The organism is Micromonospora sp. D75 (assembly GCF_018070405.1).
GTDB lineage: Bacteria > Actinomycetota > Actinomycetes > Mycobacteriales > Micromonosporaceae > Micromonospora > Micromonospora chalcea.
On the sequence record NZ_JAGPXV010000039.1, the window covers coordinates 1 to 18,613 of the forward strand.

General features: G+C 71.9%; 17 protein-coding genes. 8 read left to right on the forward strand and 9 right to left on the reverse strand.

Going from position 1 to position 18,613, the window contains the following annotated elements; translation table 11 throughout:
- On the reverse strand, window positions 1-1,420 hold a 1,420-nt coding region (locus tag KBX39_RS04460), incomplete at its 3' end, for a PLP-dependent aminotransferase family protein (protein WP_210869288.1).
- A gap of 185 nt (window positions 1,421-1,605) precedes the next feature.
- Here KBX39_RS04460 and KBX39_RS04465 point away from each other — a divergent pair.
- The 3 genes from KBX39_RS04465 (at window position 1,606) to KBX39_RS04475 (ending at window position 5,303) form a co-directional block, all read left to right on the forward strand.
- The gene (locus tag KBX39_RS04465; protein WP_210869289.1) at window positions 1,606-2,694 is read left to right on the forward strand and encodes a 3-isopropylmalate dehydrogenase; all 1,089 of its coding nucleotides are present in this window, start codon (window positions 1,606-1,608) and stop codon (window positions 2,692-2,694) included.
- A 151-nt stretch (window positions 2,695-2,845) separates the two neighbouring features.
- Window positions 2,846-3,658 carry a formylglycine-generating enzyme family protein gene (locus tag KBX39_RS04470; protein ID WP_210869297.1) on the forward strand — a complete coding sequence of 271 codons (813 nt, stop codon included), beginning with the start codon at window positions 2,846-2,848 and terminating at the stop codon, window positions 3,656-3,658.
- A gap of 124 nt (window positions 3,659-3,782) precedes the next feature.
- Window positions 3,783-5,303 (forward strand): ABC transporter substrate-binding protein, encoded by a 1,521-nt coding sequence (locus KBX39_RS04475; RefSeq protein ID WP_064447812.1) that lies wholly within the window; start codon window positions 3,783-3,785, stop codon window positions 5,301-5,303.
- Window positions 5,304-5,622: 319 nt separating this feature from the next.
- Here the strand turns inward: KBX39_RS04475 and KBX39_RS04480 are convergent, their stop codons facing one another.
- From KBX39_RS04480 to KBX39_RS04500, 5 genes are all read right to left on the reverse strand, one after another.
- A complete protein-coding gene (locus tag KBX39_RS04480; protein WP_210869291.1) occupies window positions 5,623-5,817 on the reverse strand; it encodes a hypothetical protein in 195 nt (64 codons plus the stop codon).
- A gap of 266 nt (window positions 5,818-6,083) precedes the next feature.
- Window positions 6,084-7,535: a P1 family peptidase gene (locus tag KBX39_RS04485; protein WP_043328746.1), complete on the reverse strand. Its 1,452-nt coding sequence runs from the start codon at window positions 7,533-7,535 to the stop codon at window positions 6,084-6,086.
- A 191-nt stretch (window positions 7,536-7,726) separates the two neighbouring features.
- Window positions 7,727-8,443, reverse strand: a complete 717-nt coding sequence (locus KBX39_RS04490) for a FadR/GntR family transcriptional regulator (RefSeq protein WP_274476686.1) — start codon at window positions 8,441-8,443, stop codon at window positions 7,727-7,729.
- 152 nt (window positions 8,444-8,595) lie between these two features.
- Window positions 8,596-8,853, reverse strand: a complete 258-nt coding sequence (locus tag KBX39_RS04495) for a hypothetical protein (protein ID WP_043328742.1) — start codon at window positions 8,851-8,853, stop codon at window positions 8,596-8,598.
- Entirely contained in the window at window positions 8,850-9,164 is a 315-nt protein-coding gene (locus KBX39_RS04500; protein ID WP_030503873.1) for a DivIVA domain-containing protein, read from the reverse strand. Before KBX39_RS04500 ends, KBX39_RS04495 begins: the two co-directional genes overlap by 4 nt.
- A 277-nt stretch (window positions 9,165-9,441) precedes the next feature.
- Here KBX39_RS04500 and KBX39_RS04505 point away from each other — a divergent pair, with 277 nt between their 5' ends.
- Window positions 9,442-9,858: a winged helix-turn-helix domain-containing protein gene (locus tag KBX39_RS04505; RefSeq protein WP_030503874.1), complete on the forward strand. Its 417-nt coding sequence runs from the start codon at window positions 9,442-9,444 to the stop codon at window positions 9,856-9,858.
- Window positions 9,859-9,873: 15 nt separating this feature from the next.
- Here KBX39_RS04505 and KBX39_RS04510 read toward each other — a convergent pair whose 3' ends face one another.
- The 3 genes from KBX39_RS04510 to KBX39_RS04520 all read right to left on the reverse strand — a co-directional run bounded on the left by KBX39_RS04510 (window position 9,874) and on the right by KBX39_RS04520 (window position 12,774).
- Window positions 9,874-10,278, reverse strand: coding sequence for an Asp23/Gls24 family envelope stress response protein (locus KBX39_RS04510; RefSeq protein WP_030503875.1), 405 nt, complete (start codon window positions 10,276-10,278; stop codon window positions 9,874-9,876).
- A 288-nt stretch (window positions 10,279-10,566) separates the two neighbouring features.
- Window positions 10,567-11,568 (reverse strand): methylmalonyl Co-A mutase-associated GTPase MeaB, encoded by a 1,002-nt coding sequence (gene meaB / locus KBX39_RS04515; protein ID WP_210869293.1) that lies wholly within the window; start codon window positions 11,566-11,568, stop codon window positions 10,567-10,569.
- Window positions 11,569-11,580: 12 nt separating this feature from the next.
- Entirely contained in the window at window positions 11,581-12,774 is a 1,194-nt protein-coding gene (locus KBX39_RS04520) for an acetyl-CoA C-acetyltransferase (RefSeq protein WP_030503877.1), read from the reverse strand.
- Between the two features lie 62 nt (window positions 12,775-12,836).
- Between KBX39_RS04520 and mce the strand changes: the two genes are divergently transcribed.
- From mce to KBX39_RS04540, 4 genes are all read left to right on the forward strand, one after another.
- Window positions 12,837-13,301, forward strand: a complete 465-nt coding sequence (gene mce, locus KBX39_RS04525) for a methylmalonyl-CoA epimerase (RefSeq protein ID WP_064447814.1) — start codon at window positions 12,837-12,839, stop codon at window positions 13,299-13,301.
- A gap of 300 nt (window positions 13,302-13,601) precedes the next feature.
- Complete coding sequence (ccrA, locus tag KBX39_RS04530; protein WP_043328733.1) at window positions 13,602-14,957, forward strand: crotonyl-CoA carboxylase/reductase; 1,356 nt, start codon at window positions 13,602-13,604, stop codon at window positions 14,955-14,957.
- A gap of 263 nt (window positions 14,958-15,220) precedes the next feature.
- A complete protein-coding gene (locus KBX39_RS04535) occupies window positions 15,221-16,471 on the forward strand; it encodes a DivIVA domain-containing protein (protein ID WP_043328731.1) in 1,251 nt (416 codons plus the stop codon).
- A gap of 172 nt (window positions 16,472-16,643) precedes the next feature.
- Window positions 16,644-18,613 (forward strand): hypothetical protein (locus KBX39_RS04540; protein ID WP_210869295.1); only part of this gene is annotated, 1,970 nt, incomplete at its 3' end.

Genomic DNA, 18,613 nt, shown 5'->3' on the forward strand with positions numbered 1-18,613 from the left:
CGTCGATCCGGTCCAGCGGCATCACCTGGTACCCCAGCCGCAAGTGGTGACGCGGGGTGGGGCGGGTGGTCCAGTACGGCTCGCCCGGGTCGAGCAGGACACCCTGGCGGCGCAGGTCGACGGCGAGCTGCCCGGCGTCCAGACCGGGCGGGCCGGTGATCCACCGGGCCAGGCCGCCGCGCGGCACCGGCTGCGGCCCCCAGCGCACGTGGCGCTCGATCGCGCGCGTCATCTCCTCGTACAGCCCCTGGTAGTGGGCGCGGATACGCCGCACGTGGCGGGCGAGGTCCCGGCTGGCGATCATCCGGGCCAGGGCGCGCTGCATCGGTCCGGGCGGGTGGCGCAGCACGTAGCGGGAGCGGGCCCGCATCGCCTCCACCAGCGCCGGGGACGCCACCACGTAACCGAGCCGCAGGCCCGGCGCCAGCAGCTTGCTGAAGCTGCCGAGGTAGACCACGCGGTCCTCGTCGTCCAGCGCCCGCACCGCGACCGCCGGGATGCCCCGGAACGTCATCTCCGGGTCGTAGTCGTCCTCGATCACCACCGCGTCCGCCGCGCCGGCCCGGCGCAGCAGCTCCTCACGCCGGGACGCCGACATCGTCGCGCCGGTCGGGTACTGGTGGCTCGGCGTGACGTACACCAGCTCCGCGCCGTGCAGGTCGGCCGGCAGGTCCTCCACGACGAGGCCGTCCTCGTCCACCCGGCCGGGCACCACGTCGGCGCCCGCCATCTGCATGATCGTCCGCGCGTCGGGGTAGCCCGGGTCCTCCACCAGCACGACGCTGCCCGGCCGGACCAGGACGCTCGCCAGCAGGTGCAGCGCGTGCGTCGAGCCCAGCGTGATCATCACCTGGTTCGGCTCGGCCGAGATGCCACGCGACGGCAGCACGTGCTCACAGAGCTGGCGGACGAGCTGCGGGTCGTCGGCCTGGCCGGCGTCCCCGATCACCCGGGACAGCCCGTCCTGCCGTACCGCCTCGCGCTGCGCCCGCTCCCACGCGCCGGTGGGGAACATGCCGGGATCCGGCTGGCCGACGACGAAGGGGAACGGCGCCCGCGACCACGCCGGGTCCCGGTGTACGGGGGTGGGCGGCGGCTCGGGCAGCCGTGCCTCCCAGTCGATGGGCCGTGTCGCGGAGCGGGAGGTCCGGCGCGCGGCCCGCATCCGGACCACCGCCTCGGAGGAGACGTAGAGGCCGCGCCGGGGAATCGTCGCGATCAGGCCCTGCTCCATGAGCCGGTCGTACGCGGTCAGCACCGTGTTCCGGGAGACGCCCAGCGCCTCGGCCAGACGGCGGGTGCTGGGCAGCGGGCCGTCGTCGTACTGCCCCGCGAGGATCGCGTCCTCGAGCCCCGTGATGATCTGCTCGTAGAGCGGAACCGTGCTCTGCGGGTTGACCGGCAGCAGAAAATCCGCCATCTCGACCTCCCCACCTCTCGCGGGGATCTCGCCTCGTCCCGTCGTCGCACTCCTGCGCACACCATCCGCATCCCGCTGGTACCAGCCTAGCCGGAGACCTGGACCTGTTGCGGAGGGCCCGATCCCGCCACTCTTGGCCGACGATGGCAGGTGAGGGTCTCCTGCACGCGGACAGAGGTGGACTAATGAGCGCCCAGCGAATCGCGCTGGTGCCCGGCGACGGCATCGGACCGGAGGTCACCGCGCAGGCGGTCAAGGCGTGCGACGCCGCCGCCCAGCGGTTCGGGCTGGACCTGGTCTGGGAAGACTACGAACTCGGCGCGGACTACTGGCGGATCACCGGCCAGGTCGTGCCGCCGGACGTGGAGCAGGAACTGGCCAAGGCGGACGCCATTCTCTTCGGTGCCGTCGGCGACCCCTCGGTGCCACCCGGGGTGCTGGAACGCGGCCTGGTCATCCATCTGCGGACCGCTTTCGACCAGTACGTCAACCTGCGGCCGGTCAAGCTGCTACCAGGTGTGCCCTCGCCCATCGGCGGGCTGCGTCCGGAGCAGTGCGACCTGGTGATCCTGCGAGAGAACACCGAAGGCGCCTACGTCGGTGCCGGCGGTTTCATCCACCGGGGCGGGCCGGACGAGATCGCCACCCAGGAGTCGGTCAACACGCGCAAGGGGGTCGAACGCCTCATCCGGCACGGTTTCCGGCTGGCCCTGACCCGCCGCAAGCACGTGACCCTGGTGCACAAGGCGAACATCCTCACGTACGCCGGCGACCTGTGGCAGCGGACCTTCGAGGAGGTCGCGGCGGAGTACCCGGAGATCTCGGTGGAGTACGTGCACGTCGACGCGATGTGCCTCTACCTGGTCACCCAGCCGGAGCGGTTCGACGTCGTGGTCACCGACAACCTGTTCGGCGACATCATCACCGACCTCGGCGCGGCCGTGCAGGGCGGTCTCGGCCTGGCCGCGAGCGGCAACCTCAACCCGACCGGGTCGGCGCCGAGCATGTTCGAGCCGGTGCACGGCTCCGCGCCCGACATCGCGGGCCGGGGCTGGGCCAACCCCGCCGGGTCGATCCTCAGCGCCGCGCTGATGCTGGAGCACCTGGGCCACCCGGAGGCGGCCCGCAGCCTGGAGGACGGGGTGAAGGCGGTGCTGCCGCGCCTGGGCGCGATGCGCGGGCCGGAGATGGGCATGTCGACGGAGGACTTCGGGGACGCCGTCGCCGCCGCCATCAGCGAGGACGCGTACCAGGCGGACGCCCTGCCGGCGTAGCGCGGATGTGAGCACCGAATCGGCTGAACCGGACGACGGCGGAGGAAGCCCTCCGCCGTCGCCGTGTTGCGCGCCGAAACGCCCGCCCGCCGCCGCCGGATCGACGGCCGGCCCCAGTGCCGTCCGCGCCGGCCCCGCCGGTACGGACGACCTGATCGCGCTGCCCGGCGGTACCTTCCTCATGGGCACCGACGATCCGGAGGGCTTCCCGGAGGACCTGGAAGGGCCGGTCCGCCCGGTCACCGTGGCCCCGTTCGAGATCGCCGCGACACCGGTGACGAACCGGCAGTTCGCCCGCTTCGTCGAGGCCACCGGCTACCGCACCGACGCGGAACGGTACGGCTGGTCCTTCGTCTTCCACCTGCTGCTCGCGCCGTCCGCGCACCCGTGGGTGCTCGACGCCACGGTGCCGGGCGCGCCCTGGTGGCTGGCGGTCGAGGGGGCGCGCTGGGCGGCCCCGGACGGGCCCGGCTCGGGCCTGTCCGGACGCGAGCGGCATCCGGTCGTCCACGTCTCCCACCGGGACGCCGAGGCGTACTGCGAGTGGTCGGGGACGCGGCTGGCGGCCGAGGCCGAGTGGGAGTACGCGGCACGCGGCGGGCTGTCCCAGGCCCGCTACGCCTGGGGCGACGAGCTGACCCCGGGCGGGCGGCACCTGTGCAACATCTGGCAGGGCGCCTTTCCCGCTGTCAACACGGCGGACGACGGGTTCGTGGGCACCTCTCCGGTGACCGCGTTTCCGCCGAACGGCTACGGCCTGTACGACGTCGCGGGCAACGTTTGGGAACTCACGGCCGAACCCTGGCGCGACCGCCGAGGACACGTCTCACCAGGTGAGAGCGTCATCAGGGGTGGTTCGTACCTCTGCCACGACTCTTATTGCAACCGTTACCGCGTGGCCGCACGGAGTCGGACCACCGTTGACTCCTCAAGTGGCAACACCGGATTCCGGGTGGCCCGGTAGTCAGACGCCGATTGGTACCTGCCGACCCCGCTGAACTGGCCCTTTTGCATCGGGTACCACACTCCTAGTGTCCCGCCTCACAGGCTACGAGCGCCCTTGGCGTTCTTCGCGATGGGACACACGAATGAATCGGCTGAAGATAACGCTGCCCGCCGTGCTGCTCGCCACGGCGCTGGCTCTGACCGCGTGCAGTAGCGATGGTGACTCCGAGACCACCACCGGCGGTGGCGGTTCCGGCAACGGCACGGTCACCCTCGGTGCCTACCTCGAGCCGGTGAGCCTCGACCTGACCGCCGAGGCCGGCGCCGCGATCCCGCAGGTCCTGCTCTACAACGTGTACGAGGGCCTGGTGCGCCAGAACGCGGACACCGGTGAGGTGGAGCCGCTGCTGGCCAGCGAATGGAAGATGTCCGACGACGGCACCAAGTACACGTTCAAGCTCCGCGACGGCGTGACCTTCCACGACGGCCAGAAGCTCACCGCGCAGGACGTGGTGTGGAGCTTCAAGCGGGTGACCGCGGAGGGCTCGACGAACCCGTTCAAGTCCCAGATGACGGTCGTGAAGACCGTCGAGGCGCCGGATGCGTCCACCGTGGAGGTGACGCTGTCGCGGCCGAGCCAGAGCTGGCTGTTCGACGTCGCCGGCCGCGTCGGCGTGGTGCTCAAGGAGAACGCCACCGACCTGGGGACCAAGCCGAACGGCACCGGCCCGTTCAAGTTCGACAAGTGGAACCGGGGCGACAGCATCACCCTGGTGCGCAACGACGGCTACTGGGGTGAGAAGGCGAAGGTCGCCACCGCCGTCTTCCGCTACATCACCGACGCGAACGCGCTGAACAACGCGATGCTCTCCGGCCAGCTCGACATCGTGGCGAACATCCAGGCGCCGCAGCTGCTCGAGGTGTTCAAGGGCAACAAGCAGTTCCAGGTGATCGAGGGCAAGACGACCGGTGAGGTCGTCCTGTCGATGAACAACAGCAAGGGCCCGCTGGCCGACGTCCGGGTGCGCCAGGCGATCCGCCACGCGATCGACCACGACGCGCTGATCAAGACCGTGTGGTCCGGCTACGGCACGAAGATCGGCAGCATGGTGCCGCCGAGCGACCCGTGGTACGAGGACCGCACCGGTGACTTCCCGCACGACCCCGCCAAGGCCAAGCAGCTGCTCGCCGACGCCGGTCACGCGAACGGGCTCACCCTGACCATGGACGTCCCGCCGCCCGGCTACGCCCGCGCCTCCGCGCAGTTCGTCGCCTCGCAGCTCGCCGAGGTCGGCATCAAGGTGACCCAGAACAACGTCGAGATGCCGCAGTGGCTGGACAAGGTGCTCGGCAAGGCCAACTACGACATGTCGATCATCGCCCACGTCGAGCCCCGTGACCTGGTCCGCTACGGCCAGCCGGAGTACTACTACCGGTACAAGAACCCGGCCGTCACGCAGCTCATGAACGAGGCCGACACGGCCCTGGACGCGGCCACCCGGGACAAGAAGTTCGCCGAGGCCGCGAAGGTCATCTCGCAGGAGGCGGCCAGCGACTGGCTGTTCCTGCTGCCGAACCTGGCGGTGATCCGCGACGGCGTCGAGGGCTACCCGAAGGACGCGGTGACCCAGTCGTTCGACGTCACCAAGGTCTCCAAGAAGTAACCAGCACCACGACGTAGAAGGACCTGGTGGGCTCCGCCCACCAGGTCCTTCTACGTGTGCCTGCACCCGCGATCTTGCAGTTGCGGCCCCCGGTGCGGGGGATTCACCCCTTTCGTCAGGGCACAAGGCGCAAGATCGACGGCCCGGAAGGATCCCGGGAGCCGGGGTCCTCCAGGCGCAGCGGGGCGACGGGCTTCGGGGCGGGCGAGTCGGCGTGTCGGCCCGCAGTGCGCGAGGAGGTCGAGGTGATGGTGCAGGTGTGCCTCGGGTCGCCCCGACACCGGCTGGCCCGGCAGCGGCTCGGGCCGGCCGACGGCCTCTAGGGCAACGCCCGGGGCACGAGCATCGCCGAGCCGGGTTCGCGTTGCCCGGACGCGGGACGTCGACGATCGTCGCCGAGCCGGGGCTGAACTGCGTACGCCCGGCCCTGGAGTCCGGCGACAGCGCTGCGCAGCAACCCGCCGAGGCGGCACGCTCCCCACGCCTGGCCGGCTGCGTCCGGCGCGCCCAGCATCTGCCCTGCTTCGAGGTGCGCGGGCCGTGACGGCCCACTCCGCCGATCTTGGAGTTGTGGCGCCCAGGATGCCCGAGTGGCGACTTTTGTGAGCCACCACAAGTCCAAGATCGGCAAGGCGCACGCCGGGCGCACGCCGGGCGCGCCGCGCGGGGGCGGGTGGGGTGACGAACGCAGCGAGGCGGGTCCCGTCCGGAGTGGACGGAACCCGCCTCGATCGTTCACACGCGCCTAGCTACCGGCGCGAGGGTGAGACGGCGTGCGTGTCAGGCGAGCTGGTCGGAAGCCTGCCCCCGGCGGCGACCCCGCAGGTGCATGCCCAGCAGGCCGACGCCCAGGATGCCGGCGGCCAGCAGGCCCGTGGTCACGCCCGTGGAGAGCGTGGGACCGCCGGTGTTGTCGGAGGCGAGGACCATGCCGTTCTGCGACTCCTGCTGCGTGGTGTTGCCCGCCGGAGCGGCCTTCGGCTTGGGCTTGGGCTTGCCGTTGTCGGCACCGGCCGGCGCGGGGACCGGGGTCTGCGCCAGCGCCTGCGTGGCCTGGGCGAAGGTCTCCGGGGTCACGTCCGGGGCGTTGCCCTGCGTACGCCACTGCTTCAGCTGCTTCATGCCCTTGCAGGCCGAGGGGTAGCGGTCGCAGTAGCTGGTGGTGTTGCCGATGCTCTCGGACGAGAGAACGGCCTTGGCGATGGCACGGGCCAGCGTGCTGGCGCCGGCGTTGAAGATGGCGTTCAGCTGACGGGTGTCGGCCGGGTCGTTGATCTGCAGCGCCTCGCCCTTGCCGGTGGAGACGGCGAAGACGGTGTCACCGTCGCCCAGGGTGTGGATCGGGCTGATCGCGCGGGCCATGCCGTCGTGCGCGTTGCCGGACATCCGCTGGGCAGCGGCCTTCTCCAGGGGCGCGTTGGTGGCGACCACGGCGATCGTGGTGTTCGCCGGCTGCTGCGCGGCGGTGCTCGGCGGGTTGCACTCCTGCTTCTTCGGAGCCTTGTAGCCGGCGAACTCGTTGCCGATGCCGAACTTGACGCCGTACAGGGTGCAGTCGGCCGGGTCGACCGGGGAGCCGGCCGGGTTGACGATCACCATCGCGCCGACGTAGATGCCGTCGCCGAGGTGGACGCTGGCGGTGCCGACGCCGCCGCGCAGGCCGCCGCCACGGGCGCCGGTGCCGCCGCCGACGCCGCCCTGACGGACCGGACCGTCCGAAGTGGCCTGCGCCGCGAGGTAGCCCCACTCGGCGGAGGTGCGCGCCTTCGGGTCACCGCCGCGGCCGAGGTCGAAGATGTCCGCGGCCGGAACGATCGGGGCCACGCCGCCGGCGCCGACGCGTACGCCCTCGCCGCGGTCCTCCAGCCAGCGGATGATGCCGTTGGTGGCGGACAGCCCGTACATGCTGCTGCCACCGAGCTGGATCGCGTTGACGCCCGGGTTCGAGTTGAGCGGGCTCAGCAGGTCGGTCTCCTTGGTGGCGGGGGCGCCGCCACGCTGGTCCACACTGGCCACAGACATCTGCGGCATGTACACGACGGAGGTGCCGGTCAGGTACGGGGCGGTGTCGGACTGAACCTGGCCGACCTGGATTCCGGGAACGTCGGTGATGGCGTTGTGGGCGCCCGGGGCGCCGGCGGCGGGGTTGGCCGACGCGGGCGACCCGACGAGCACGAGTCCCGGACAGACCAGGGCTGCCGCGGCGATCGCGGCGAATCTGGACGACTTCATGCAGCTTCTCCCATGTGAAGCGGTGCGACCTCCGCCCCAATCCGGGGCGGTCGATGCATTGGGCAACTGGTGGTCCCCCGTGGTACACGACGAGATGTGGGGGAGGCTACTGGTCAGACCAGTTGAAGGGAAGAGCCTGCTCAGCTGATGGCCGACTCTCATAATCCGAGGTCAGGCCACATCAGGCGGATTCAGAGCAATACGTCCACCATCGAGCGGCGCGCCTCCGGCACGTACTCGGCGTAGTAGCGGTGCAGTTCCTCGCGGGTCAGCCGGGTGACCTCGTCGGCCTCACCGGCGCGCATCGCGTCGAGAACGCGGCGGTGGTGGGCCAGGGTGCGCTCCATCAGGGCCTCACGGTCCGGCGCCTCGGCGAGCTTGGTGGAGATCAGGTCCAGCACCATGCTCCGGACCGCGTCGAGGCAGAGCACGAGCAACTCGTTCCCGGACAGCCGGGCGACGTGCTCGTGGAAGCGCACGTCGGCCGCGCTGAACGCCTCGTAGCCGTCGGCCACCGCGTCCCGCATGCCCGCCAACGCCTGCTCCAGTTCGTCCAGCTCGGACGGTGACGCCATCCGGGCGGCGACGGAACCGGCCGCCGACTCGATGATCATCCGGAACTGGAGCAACTCCGCCACGCCGAGCCGCCGGCTGTCCACGACCCGGGCGAACAGCTTGCGCATCGCCGAGGCCGTCGAGGCGATCACCTGCGGCCCGAGCGGGTCACCGGGACGCGAACGGATCAGGCCGCTGCTCTCCAGCACGCGCAGCGCCTCACGCACAGTGGACCGGCTGACGTCGAACTGCGTCGTCAGTTCGCGCTCGCTCGGCAGCCGGTCCCCCGGCCGCAGATCCCCGGCGGCGATCCGCTCCTCGACCTGCCGGACGATCCCCTCGTACGCCCTCACGGTTCGCACTGGAGCGAACGAGACACCCTTCGGCATGGCGAACCTCCCGACGCACGGCGGCCTCGCGCCGCTGGGAACAACGGTACGGTGCATCGACCCGTGCGGCGGTCAGCCCCCGCCCGTCACGACGAGTGCGCAGGCCGGGCGGCGGGTCACCGGAGCGGCCGGCGGGCGCACGGGCCGTCGTGGTCGGCCCGCAGCAGGCAGCGCCGGCCGTCGCCCATCCGCAGATCACAGAAGACCCGATGGCGTACGCCCTGCTCGTCCTCGGCCGAGACGGTGGTCTCGCCCGGGTCGGCCTGGGCGAGCACGCCCGACCAGCGGGCCACGACCCGGGCCAGGCGTACGGCGCCGGCCAGGTCACCGGCGACGACCGGCAGGTGGATGACGAACCGCTCGCGGGGACTCATCGACGGTACGCCCCCGCGTTCATCCGCATCTGCGCCTGCTCGGACTGCCAGCGCCGCAGCGCGTCCCGGACCCGCGCGGTCTCCTCCCGGCTGACGCCGAGCGCCCGGTAGACGTCGGCCAGGTCGAGCGCCACCCGGTCGAGGAACTCGTGCACCTCGGCCGGGTCGAGCCCGCGCCGGCCCAGCCGCGTCGTCCGGAACCGCCGTTCCCGCACCTGCCAGGGGCGCAACGGCGTGTAGTTGGCCGCCCGGTAGCAGCCCGGCTGGGTGGTGCCGCGACCGGCTCGCGCGCGCCGACCGGGCCACCGGATGTTCCACCGCACGAACGCCTGCCTCTCGTGGTCGAAGGGACTGGAAGGGCGGGACCACCCGCCCGCCGCGCGCGGGCGGACCCGCCCGCCCCGCCACCGCAGCGTCACTTCGCGGTACGGCACCGGGGCAGTCGAGATTGAGCGCACTCGAAGGAGTCATGTCCGCCGGTTACCGCGCGAACACGCTCCGACCATAGCAAGAATCCAACATGGCTACAATCCATCATTGCCATAAAGCCTTGATGGATCAGATCTATCGGGGCACAAGGCTTACGTCATGACCATCGATCCGCGCTCGCACACGCCGGTCTACGTCCAGCTCGCCGACCTGATCCGGGAGCAGATCGAATCGGGCGCGCTGCCGCCCGGGGCGAGCGTCGGCAGCGAGTCGCGGCTCAGCCAGGAACACCAGATCGGCCGCGACGCGGTCCGGATGGCGATTTCGCTGCTGCGGTCGGAAGGGCTCGTCACCACAAGCCGTCCGCTCGGCACGCGGGTCCGGGAGACGCCGCAGCGCAGGCAGGTGGAGCTGGCCGCGGGCGCGAGAGTCGTCGCGCGGATGCCTACCGGTGCCGAGCGCCGGAACATGCTGCTGGACGAGGGCGTACCGGTGCTCGAGATCCACGGCCCGGAGGGCGACGTGGAGTTGCTGCCGGGCGACGAGGTGGAGCTGACCCGCCCGGCACACGACTGAGCCGGGCGGCGCTCGTCAGACGGTGGGCGTACCCATCGCCACGTCGTCGACCCGGATGTTGATCTCGGCGGCGCGCAGTCCGTACGCCTCGATCGCGGACGCCACAGCGGCCCGCACCTCGTTCGTCACCTGCGGCACCGGGTGGCCGGCATCGATCACGAGGACGAGGTTGACCACTGCCGACCCGTCGGTGACGTGCGCCGAGCAGCCGCGCCGCGCGTCCCCGACCTGGTCCAGCCCGACCCGGTCCAGCACGGCGTTGAAGAAGCGGGCGATGTCGCCGCCCAGCTCGGCCACCCCGGGCACCGACTTCGCGGCGGCCACCGCGATCTTCTCGACCACCTCGTCCGACACCGAAGTGCTCCCGCCCGCGACCACGCCAGGTGTCACCGGCAGTTCCTGAGTAGCGTCGTGCTCCACGCGCCCCACCCTCCCTCGTCCGGGGGAGCGTACATCGACCGTCGATCATGGAGTTGCGGCCCCGACAGAAGCCGCGAAACAGGCGCTCCCGGGGCCGCAACTGCAAGATCGCGGGGGTTGTGGGGGGTGGCGTGGGCCGGAAGTTCGGCGAGCGCCTCCCGTCACGCGAGATCGGCGTTCCGCCAGGTGGGAGCGGTGGAGATCTTGGTACGACAGGGCCCCGCTGGGGGCCGTTTCGTACCAAGTTCTCGGCGGGAGCGGGGCGGGGCGGGGCGGGGCGGGGGCGGGTCAGGAGCCTAGCTGGGCCAGCAGCTCGTCGGCCGCCGCGTACGGGTCGATGGCGCCCTCGGCCACCTTGGCGGCGAGCGTCGGGAGCTGCGTACCGTCGCGCAGCGAGCCGATCCGCGCGCGCAGGACGCCCAGCGCGATCGCCGCGATCTCGGCGGCGGCCCGCGTCTCCCGGCGGCGGCGCAGCTCGCCGTGGCGCTCCAGCCAGTCGCGGTGCTTGTCGATCGCGGCGGCGATGTCGTCGATGCCCTCGGCGCGGGCGGCGATCGAGCGCACCACCTGCGGACGCCACTCCCCCGGCCCGCGCTCGCCGAGCGCGATCATGCCCTGGATGTCGCGGACCGTGGCGTCGGCGCCGTCCCGGTCGGCCTTGTTGACCACGAAGACGTCGGCGATCTCCAGGATGCCGGCCTTGACCGCCTGGATCGCGTCGCCCATGCCCGGCGCGAGCAGCACCAGCGTGGTGTCGGCGAGCGAGGCCACCTCCACCTCGGCCTGCCCGACGCCGACGGTCTCGACCAGCACCACGTCGCAGCCCGCGCCCTCCAGCACCCGCACCGCCTGCGGCGTGGCCGCGGAGAGCCCGCCCAGGTGGCCCCGGCTGGACATCGAGCGGATGTAGACGCCCGGGTCTGTCGCGTGGTCCTGCATCCGGACCCGGTCGCCGAGGATGGCGCCGCCGGTGAACGGGCTGGACGGGTCGATCGCCAGCACGCCGACCCGGTGACCGCGCGCCCGCAACGCCCGGACCAGCTCGTTCGTGGTGGTCGACTTGCCCACCCCGGGCGAGCCGGTCAGGCCGACGACCTGGGCCTGCCCGGCGTACGGCGCGAGCGCCGCCGCGACCTGCGGCAGCACCTCGTCGCCGGACTCGACCAGGGTGATCAGCCGGGCCACCGCGCGGGGGTCGCCCGCGCGGGCCCGCTCGACCAGCATGGGTACGTCCCGGCTGCGGCGCACCGGGCCGGTGGCCGCCGCCGGGGCGTTCTGTACGTCACTCACAGGTATCAGCTATCAGCTCTCGTCACCGGTCGGCACGTGGATGATCAGCGCGTCGCCCTGCCCGCCACCGCCGCAGAGCGCCGCCGCGCCGGTGCCACCGCCCCGGCGCTTCAGCTCCATCGCCAGCGTGAGCACGAGCCGGGCGCCGGACATGCCGATCGGGTGGCCGAGCGCGATCGCGCCGCCGTTGACGTTCACCTTGTCGGCATCGACGCCGAGGTCACGGGCGGACTGGATGCCGACCGCCGCGAACGCCTCGTTGATCTCGATGAGGTCGAGGTCGTCGATGCTCAGGCCGCCCTTCTTCAGGGCGTGGTTGATCGCGTTGGACGGCTGCGAGTGCAGGGAGTTGTCCGGGCCGGCCACGTTGCCGTGGGCGCCGATCTCGGCCAGCCAGGTGAGCCCCAGCTCCTTGGCCTTGGCCTTGCTCATCACCACGACCGCGGCGGCGCCGTCGGAGATCGGCGAGGAGCTGCCGGCGGTGATGGTCCCGTCCTTGGTGAAGGCGGGGCGCAGCTTCCCGAGCGACTCGGCGGTGGTGTCCGGCCGGATGCCCTCGTCCTCGCTGATCACCAGCGGCTCGCCCTTGCGCTGCGGGATGACCACCGGGGTGATCTCGTCGGCGAAGTGGCCGTTCTTCTGCGCGGCGGCGGCGCGCTGGTGGCTGGCCGCGGCGAACGCGTCCTGCTCCTCGCGGGTGATGCCGTGCTTCGCGCCGTGCCGCTCGGTGGACTCGCCCATCGAGCAGCAGTCCCAGGCGTCGGTGAGGCCGTCCAGCGCCATGTGGTCCTTGACCGCCACGTCGCCGTACTTGTAGCCCGAGCGCTGGCCGAGCAGCAGGTGCGGGGCGTTGGTCATCGACTCCATGCCGCCGGCCACCACGACGTCGAACTCGCCGGCCCGGATGAGCTGGTCGGCCAGCGCGATCGCGTCCAGCCCGGAGAGGCAGACCTTGTTGATGGTCAGCGCCGGGGTGGACATCGGGATGCCGGCCTCGACGGCGGCCTGCCGGGCCGGGATCTGCCCGGCGCCGGCCTGGAGCACCTGCCCCATGATCACGTACTGGACCTGCTCGGGCGCGACGCCGGCGCGCTCCAGCGCCGCCTTGATCGCGATGCCACCGAGCCTGGTCGCGGGGAGGTCCTTGAGGTTGCCCAGCAGGCGCCCCATCGGGGTCCGCGCGCCGCTGACGATCACCGAAGCCATTGCCTGCCTCCGAGGGGGTGCCGACCTGTACGCCTTAACGATTGTTCGGTCAGACTAGCGTCATGGCTGAGAACTCCCCCGTCGAGCCCGCTGCCGAGTTTGTCACAGACATCGGGCTGCGCCGCATCGACCACGTCGGGATCGCCGTCGGCGACCTGGACGCCGCGATCGACTTCTACCAGCGCACCTTCGGCATGCGCTGCGTGCACACCGAGACGAACGAGGAGCAGGGCGTACGCGAAGCGATGCTGGCGGTCGGGCCGGACGCGTCCGGCGGCATGGTGCAGCTGCTCGCGCCGCTGTCCCCGGACACCACGATCGGCAAGTTCCTGGACAAGCGCGGTCCCGGCATCCAGCAGGTCGCGTACACGGTGGCGGACATCGACGTGGCCTGCGCGGCGCTGCGCGAGCGTGGTGTGCGGCTGCTCTACGACGCTCCGCGGCGCGGCACGTCGAACTCCCGGGTCAACTTCGTGCACCCGAAGGACGCCGGTGGCGTGCTGATCGAGCTGGTCCAGCCCGCCTGACGCGCAAGGAAGGGCCCCTTCTTAACAGACGTCTGTTAAGAAGGGGCCCTTCCTAACAAGTGGGAACGCGCGCGGCAGTGCGCGCTTGCACGTTCCCACGTACACCTCCACGCATCGGCCGATGCAGTTTTTCACAGAGGGGTTCCTGCTTTAGCTACCGTTAAGTAACGTCCGCCCGAACAGCAGCGGCGACCGGTGCCGAATGTGTCGATTGCCGACATGGCGGTCCCGTCGCACCGGCGCCGACGATGGCAGCACCCCTGCCCGCGGTGTGCGGGAGCGGACAAACGGGAGGTCACCGTGCAGGACATCCTCGAAGCGATCATGGCGGCGGAGGGTTCGTCGCAGCCGGAGCGGGAGCTCGCCGGGCTCGCCGGCCTGCCCGTGCCGGAGAGCTACCGGGGCGTGGTGGTGCGCGCCGAGGACACCCGCATGTTCGAGGGCATGGCCACCCGCGACAAGGACCCGCGCAAGGCGCTGCACGTGCAGGAGGTGCCCACCCCCGAGCTGGGCCCGGGTGAGGCGCTCGTCGCGGTGATGGCCAGCGCGATCAACTACAACACGGTGTGGACGAGCATCTTCGAGCCGCTGCCCACGTTCAAGTTCCTCCAGCGCTACGGCCGGCTCTCCGAGCTGACCCGCCGCCACGACCTGCCGTACCACGTGGTCGGCTCGGACGCCGCCGGCGTCGTGCTGCGCACCGGCCCGGGCGTGACCAAGTGGAAGGCCGGCGACGAGGTGGTCGCGCACTGCCTGTCGGTCGAGCTGGAGGACTCCGCCGGTCACGACGACACGATGCTCGACCCGCAGCAGCGGATCTGGGGCTTCGAGACCAACTTCGGCGGCCTCGCCGAGCTGGCGATCGTCAAGGCCAACCAGCTGATGCCGAAGCCGCGCCACCTGAGCTGGGAGGAGGCGGCCAGCCCGGGGCTGGTCAACTCCACCGCGTACCGGCAGCTCGTCTCGCACCACGGCGCGAACATGAAGCAGGGCGACGTGGTGCTGATCTGGGGCGCGTCCGGCGGCCTCGGCGGGTACGCCACCCAGATGGCGCTCAACGGCGGCGCGATCCCGGTCTGCGTGGTCTCCTCGCCGGAGAAGGCCGAGCTGTGCCGCAAGATGGGCGCCGAGCTGGTCATCGACCGTACCGCCGAGGGGTTCAAGTTCTGGTCCGACGAGCAGACCCAGGACCAGGACGAGTGGCGCCGCTTCGGTGAGCGCATCCGCGAGCTGACCGGCGGCGAGGACCCGGACATCGTCTTCGAGCACCCGGGCCGGGAGACGTTCGGCGCCAGCGTCTACGTCGCCAAGAAGGGCGGCACGATCGTCACCTGCGCCTCCACCAGCGGCTACATGCACCAGTACGACAACCGCTACCTGTGGATGCACCTCAAGCGGATCGTCGGCAGCCACTTCGCCAACTACCACGAGGCGTGGCAGGCCAACCGGCTGGTCGCGCTCGGCAAGGTGCACCCGACCGTGTCGAAGACGTACGCGCTGGAGCAGACCGGCCAGGCCGCGTACGAGGTGCACCGCAACGCGCACCAGGGCAAGGTCGGCGTGCGGTGCCTCGCCCCCGCCGACGGACTGGGCGTCCGGGACACCGAGATGCGCGCGCGGCACGAAAGCGCGATCAACCGCTTCCGCGGTCACTGACCGTACGGTCGTCCCGGATTGCCTTTCGGACGACCCGGGCGCCATTCGACCGGCGTACGCACAAAGGGCCGTGGGTGCCGAACCCGCGGCCCTTTTCGCGCCGCCTTCCCCGCAGAAGCCCGACCCGCCCGACCCGCCCGGGAGCTGCCAAGATCGCCTATTGGTCCGGTCCCGCCGGGCGGCCGAGTTGACCATGTAAACAGGACGCGAAAGGTGCCGACCGCTCTTGCGAACCACCCTGGGGCGTCTGCCAGTATGTCCCAATGCCCCAGCAGCAGTCCTCCCCTCTTGCGTTCTTCGATAACGCGAACTCACAGCCCGATTTCACCGTTGGCCTGCGCGGTTACAACACCAACCAGGTGGACGACTTCATCGGCCGCCTCACCGCCGCCCTGAGCCAGTCCGAGCAGGCCCGCGCCGAGGCCGAGCAGCGGATGAACGACGCTCAGCGCCGGCTGCGGCAGGCCGAGCAGCGCCAGAGCGCGCTCGAGCAGAAGCTCACCGAGACCAACAAGCAGCTCGAGGAGAACAGCCGGCCGACCCTGTCCGGCCTGGGCACTCGCGTCGAGCAGATCCTGCGGCTGGCCGAGGAGCAGGCCAACGACCACCGCAACGAGGCCAAGCGCGAGTCGGAGGGCATCCTCTCCGCCGCCCGCCTCGAGGCGCGTGAGATCACCGACAAGGCCCGCGCCGAGGCCGCCGCCATGAAGGCGACCGCCGAGCGCGAGGCCGGCAGCGTCCGTACCGCCGCCGAGCGCGAGGCCGCCGAGGTCCGGGTGCAGGCCCGCCGCGAGGCCGACACGCTGCGCGCCGACGCCGACCGCGAGACCAAGCAGCTGCGTACGGTCACCGCGCACGAGGTGGCCGAGCTGAAGTCGACTGTCGAGCGCGAGGTCGCCACGCTGCGCGCCACCGCCGAGCGGGAGATCACCCAGCAGCGGGCCAAGGCCGCCCGGGAGGCCGAGGAGAAGCGCGCCGAGGCGACCAAGCTGCTCACCGACGCGCGCGACAAGCGCGACAAGGACCTGCAGGCGCTGGAGCTCCAGCTCGCCGAGCGGCGGGAGAAGGCCGAGCGCGAGGAGTCGGAGCGGCACGCCGCCCAGGTCGCGCAGACCCAGAAGCTGGTGAACGAGGCCGAGCAGCGCGCCCGCGCCGCGCAGGAGCGGGCCAAGGAGATCGAGCAGCGGGCCGAGGCCCGCCGGGTCGAGTCCGAGCGCACCGCCAACGAGACCGTCGACAAGGCCAAGGCGCTGGCCGACAAGACGCTTAACGAGGCGCGCGCCGAGGCGCAGCGGGTGCTCAACGAGGCCCGTACCGAGGCCGAGCTGACCACGCAGGCGGCCCGCCGCGAGGTCGAGGACCTCACCCGCCAGAAGGACGCGGTCACCTCGCAGCTCGGGCAGATGCTGTCCGGCCTGGCCGGCATCGTGCCGGGCGTGCCGGCCGGCGGCAAGGGCGACACCCCGAAGGCCGACGCCTCCGGGCAGAAGGTGACGGCCGAGTCGGCCGGCTGACCGTTACACCCGCTGTCGGGGGCATGAGCCACGGCGCGGGGTGACACCGGGTGACCGGTGTCGCCTCGCGCCGTCATGCTGTGCGGGCCCGTTTCGCCGGGAGGGTGAAGTAGCTCCCAGAAGGGGCGTCCGTATCGCCCCAGCAGAGCCGGATGCGTGTGAGGATGGGGTCATGTCGCACGGCGAGGAACTGTTCGCGCTCGGCGGGGACGTGACGACGGAGCCCAGCTTCGAGTCCGCCCTGCGGGGGTACGAGAAACGGCAGGTCGACCGCTACGTCGCTCGCGCGGAGCACGAGATCGCGGCGCTGACGACCGAGCGGGAACAGGCGTACACGCAGATCCACAAGCTGGCCGGTCAGGTCGAGGTGCTCCAGCGCGACCTGGCCCAGGTGCGCAAGCAGGCGGCGGTGGTGGACCGGGCGTCGTTCCGGCACCTGGGCCCGCGTGTCGAGCAGATCCTCACCATGGCCGAGGAGCAGGCCGACGACATCCTCGCCGCCGCCAACGAGGAGATCGAGGCCCGCCGGGCCGCCGCCGAGCACATCGTCGAGGAGGCCCGGGAGCAGGCCGCCCAGGCGCTGAAGGACTTCGAGATCGCGCTGGCCGCCCGCCGGAGCGAGGAGGAGCGGCACACCGCCGCCCGCAAGGCCGAGGCCGAGGCCACGCTGAAGGCCGCGAAGGACGAGTCGGCGACGCTGCGCAAGAGCGCGCAGGACGAGTCGGAGAAAATGCGCGCCGCCGCCCGGGACGAGGCGGAGAAGCTGCGCCGGACCGCCCAGGACGCGCTGGCGAAGGCCCAGCAGGAGGCCACCCAGCTCCGCGACACCGCCAAGGAGATCCACTCCCGGGCACAGCAGGAGGCCGCCCGGCTGCGCGAGACGGCCAAGGAGGCGCTGGCGAAGGCCCAGCAGGAGGCGAACCAGCTCCGCGAGGCGGCCAAGGAGGTGCACGCCAAGGGCCAGCAGGAGGCCAAGCGGCTCACCGACGCCGCCGCCGAGGCCGGCCGGGCCACGCACGCCAAGGCGCTCGCCGAGGCCAAGAAGATCGTGGACGACGCGGAGGAGGCGGCCAAGGCCACCCGCGGCCGGGCCCGCACCGAGGCCAACCGGCTCACCACCGAGGCCGCCGAGGCCGGCAAGCGCAACCGCGCCGAGGTCGAGGCGTACGTGCAGCGCATGCGCACCGAGACCGAGGCGTACGTGCAGCAGTCCCGCGCCCAGACCCAGCAGGAGCTGGGCGCCTGGCGGGCCGGGGTGGAGAAGGAGGTCGCCGAGCGGCGGGACAGCGCCGAGAAGGAGCTGGCCCAGCGCCGGGCCGCCGCCGAGCAGGAGTTCGCCAAGCGCCGCGACGAGCTGGACAAGCAGCACGCCAAGCGGCAGGAGGAGCTGGAACAGGCGTACACCACGCGCCGCGACGAGATCGAGCGCACCGCCGCCGACGTCCGGCAGGCCGCCGAGGCCGACGCGCTGAGCATGCGGCAGCAGGCCGAGCTGGAGGCCGCCGAGCTGCTGCGCCGGGCCGAGGCGGACGCCGGCGCGCAGCGCCGCAAGGCCGACGAGCACGTCGCGGCCTCGCGCCGCCAGTTCGAGGAGTACGCGGCCACCACCCAGCAGCACCTCGCCACGACGCAGCAGCACCTGGCCGCGACCCAGCAGGAGGTGGCCGCCGGCCGGCAGCAGCTCGCCGGTGTGATGCTGGAGATCGCCAAGGCGCAGCAGGAGCTGGCCGACCTGCGTACCGAGACGTGGAAGTCGCGGCAGGAGTCCGACGACCTGCAGCGGCAGCTCGCGGATCTGCGGCGCGACGCCGACTCGGCCGGCATCACGGCCACCCCGGTCGACCCGGACGACCTCGCCGCCGCCTCCACCGGCCGGTCCACGGACGACGGCGCCGCCGAGGGCACGTTGGTCACCAGCGGCGCGGAGAGCGCCGGCGACACCCCGGCCGGCGGAGGTGCGCCGGTGGCCGCGAAGGGCACCGCCACCGCGGTCCCCAACGGCGCCGGGCCGGCCACTGGTGACGGCGAGCCCGCCGAGGCGGGCAAGGCGAAGCCGGTCGGCGAGCCGGTGACCACGATGGACTCCCCCGGCGGGGCGGGCGTCGACGGCGAGCCCACTGTTGCCGCCGTGCCGGGTGAGGG

Bases quoted from the DNA above. Each gene is read 5' to 3' on its own strand.
- mce (WP_064447814.1), top strand. From the start codon at position 12,837: ATGGCTGAGAACTCCCCCGTCGAGCCCGCTGCCGAGTTTGTCACAGAC.
- KBX39_RS04520 (WP_030503877.1), bottom strand. From the start codon at position 12,774: ATGGCTTCGGTGATCGTCAGCGGCGCGCGGACCCCGATGGGGCGCCTG.
- KBX39_RS04535 (WP_043328731.1), top strand. From the start codon at position 15,221: ATGCCCCAGCAGCAGTCCTCCCCTCTTGCGTTCTTCGATAACGCGAAC.
- KBX39_RS04475 (WP_064447812.1), top strand. From the start codon at position 3,783: ATGAATCGGCTGAAGATAACGCTGCCCGCCGTGCTGCTCGCCACGGCG.
- KBX39_RS04480 (WP_210869291.1), bottom strand. From the start codon at position 5,817: ATGCTGGGCGCGCCGGACGCAGCCGGCCAGGCGTGGGGAGCGTGCCGC.
- KBX39_RS04485 (WP_043328746.1), bottom strand. From the start codon at position 7,535: ATGAAGTCGTCCAGATTCGCCGCGATCGCCGCGGCAGCCCTGGTCTGT.
- KBX39_RS04505 (WP_030503874.1), top strand. From the start codon at position 9,442: ATGACCATCGATCCGCGCTCGCACACGCCGGTCTACGTCCAGCTCGCC.
- KBX39_RS04495 (WP_043328742.1), bottom strand. From the start codon at position 8,853: ATGAGTCCCCGCGAGCGGTTCGTCATCCACCTGCCGGTCGTCGCCGGT.
- KBX39_RS04465 (WP_210869289.1), top strand. From the start codon at position 1,606: ATGAGCGCCCAGCGAATCGCGCTGGTGCCCGGCGACGGCATCGGACCG.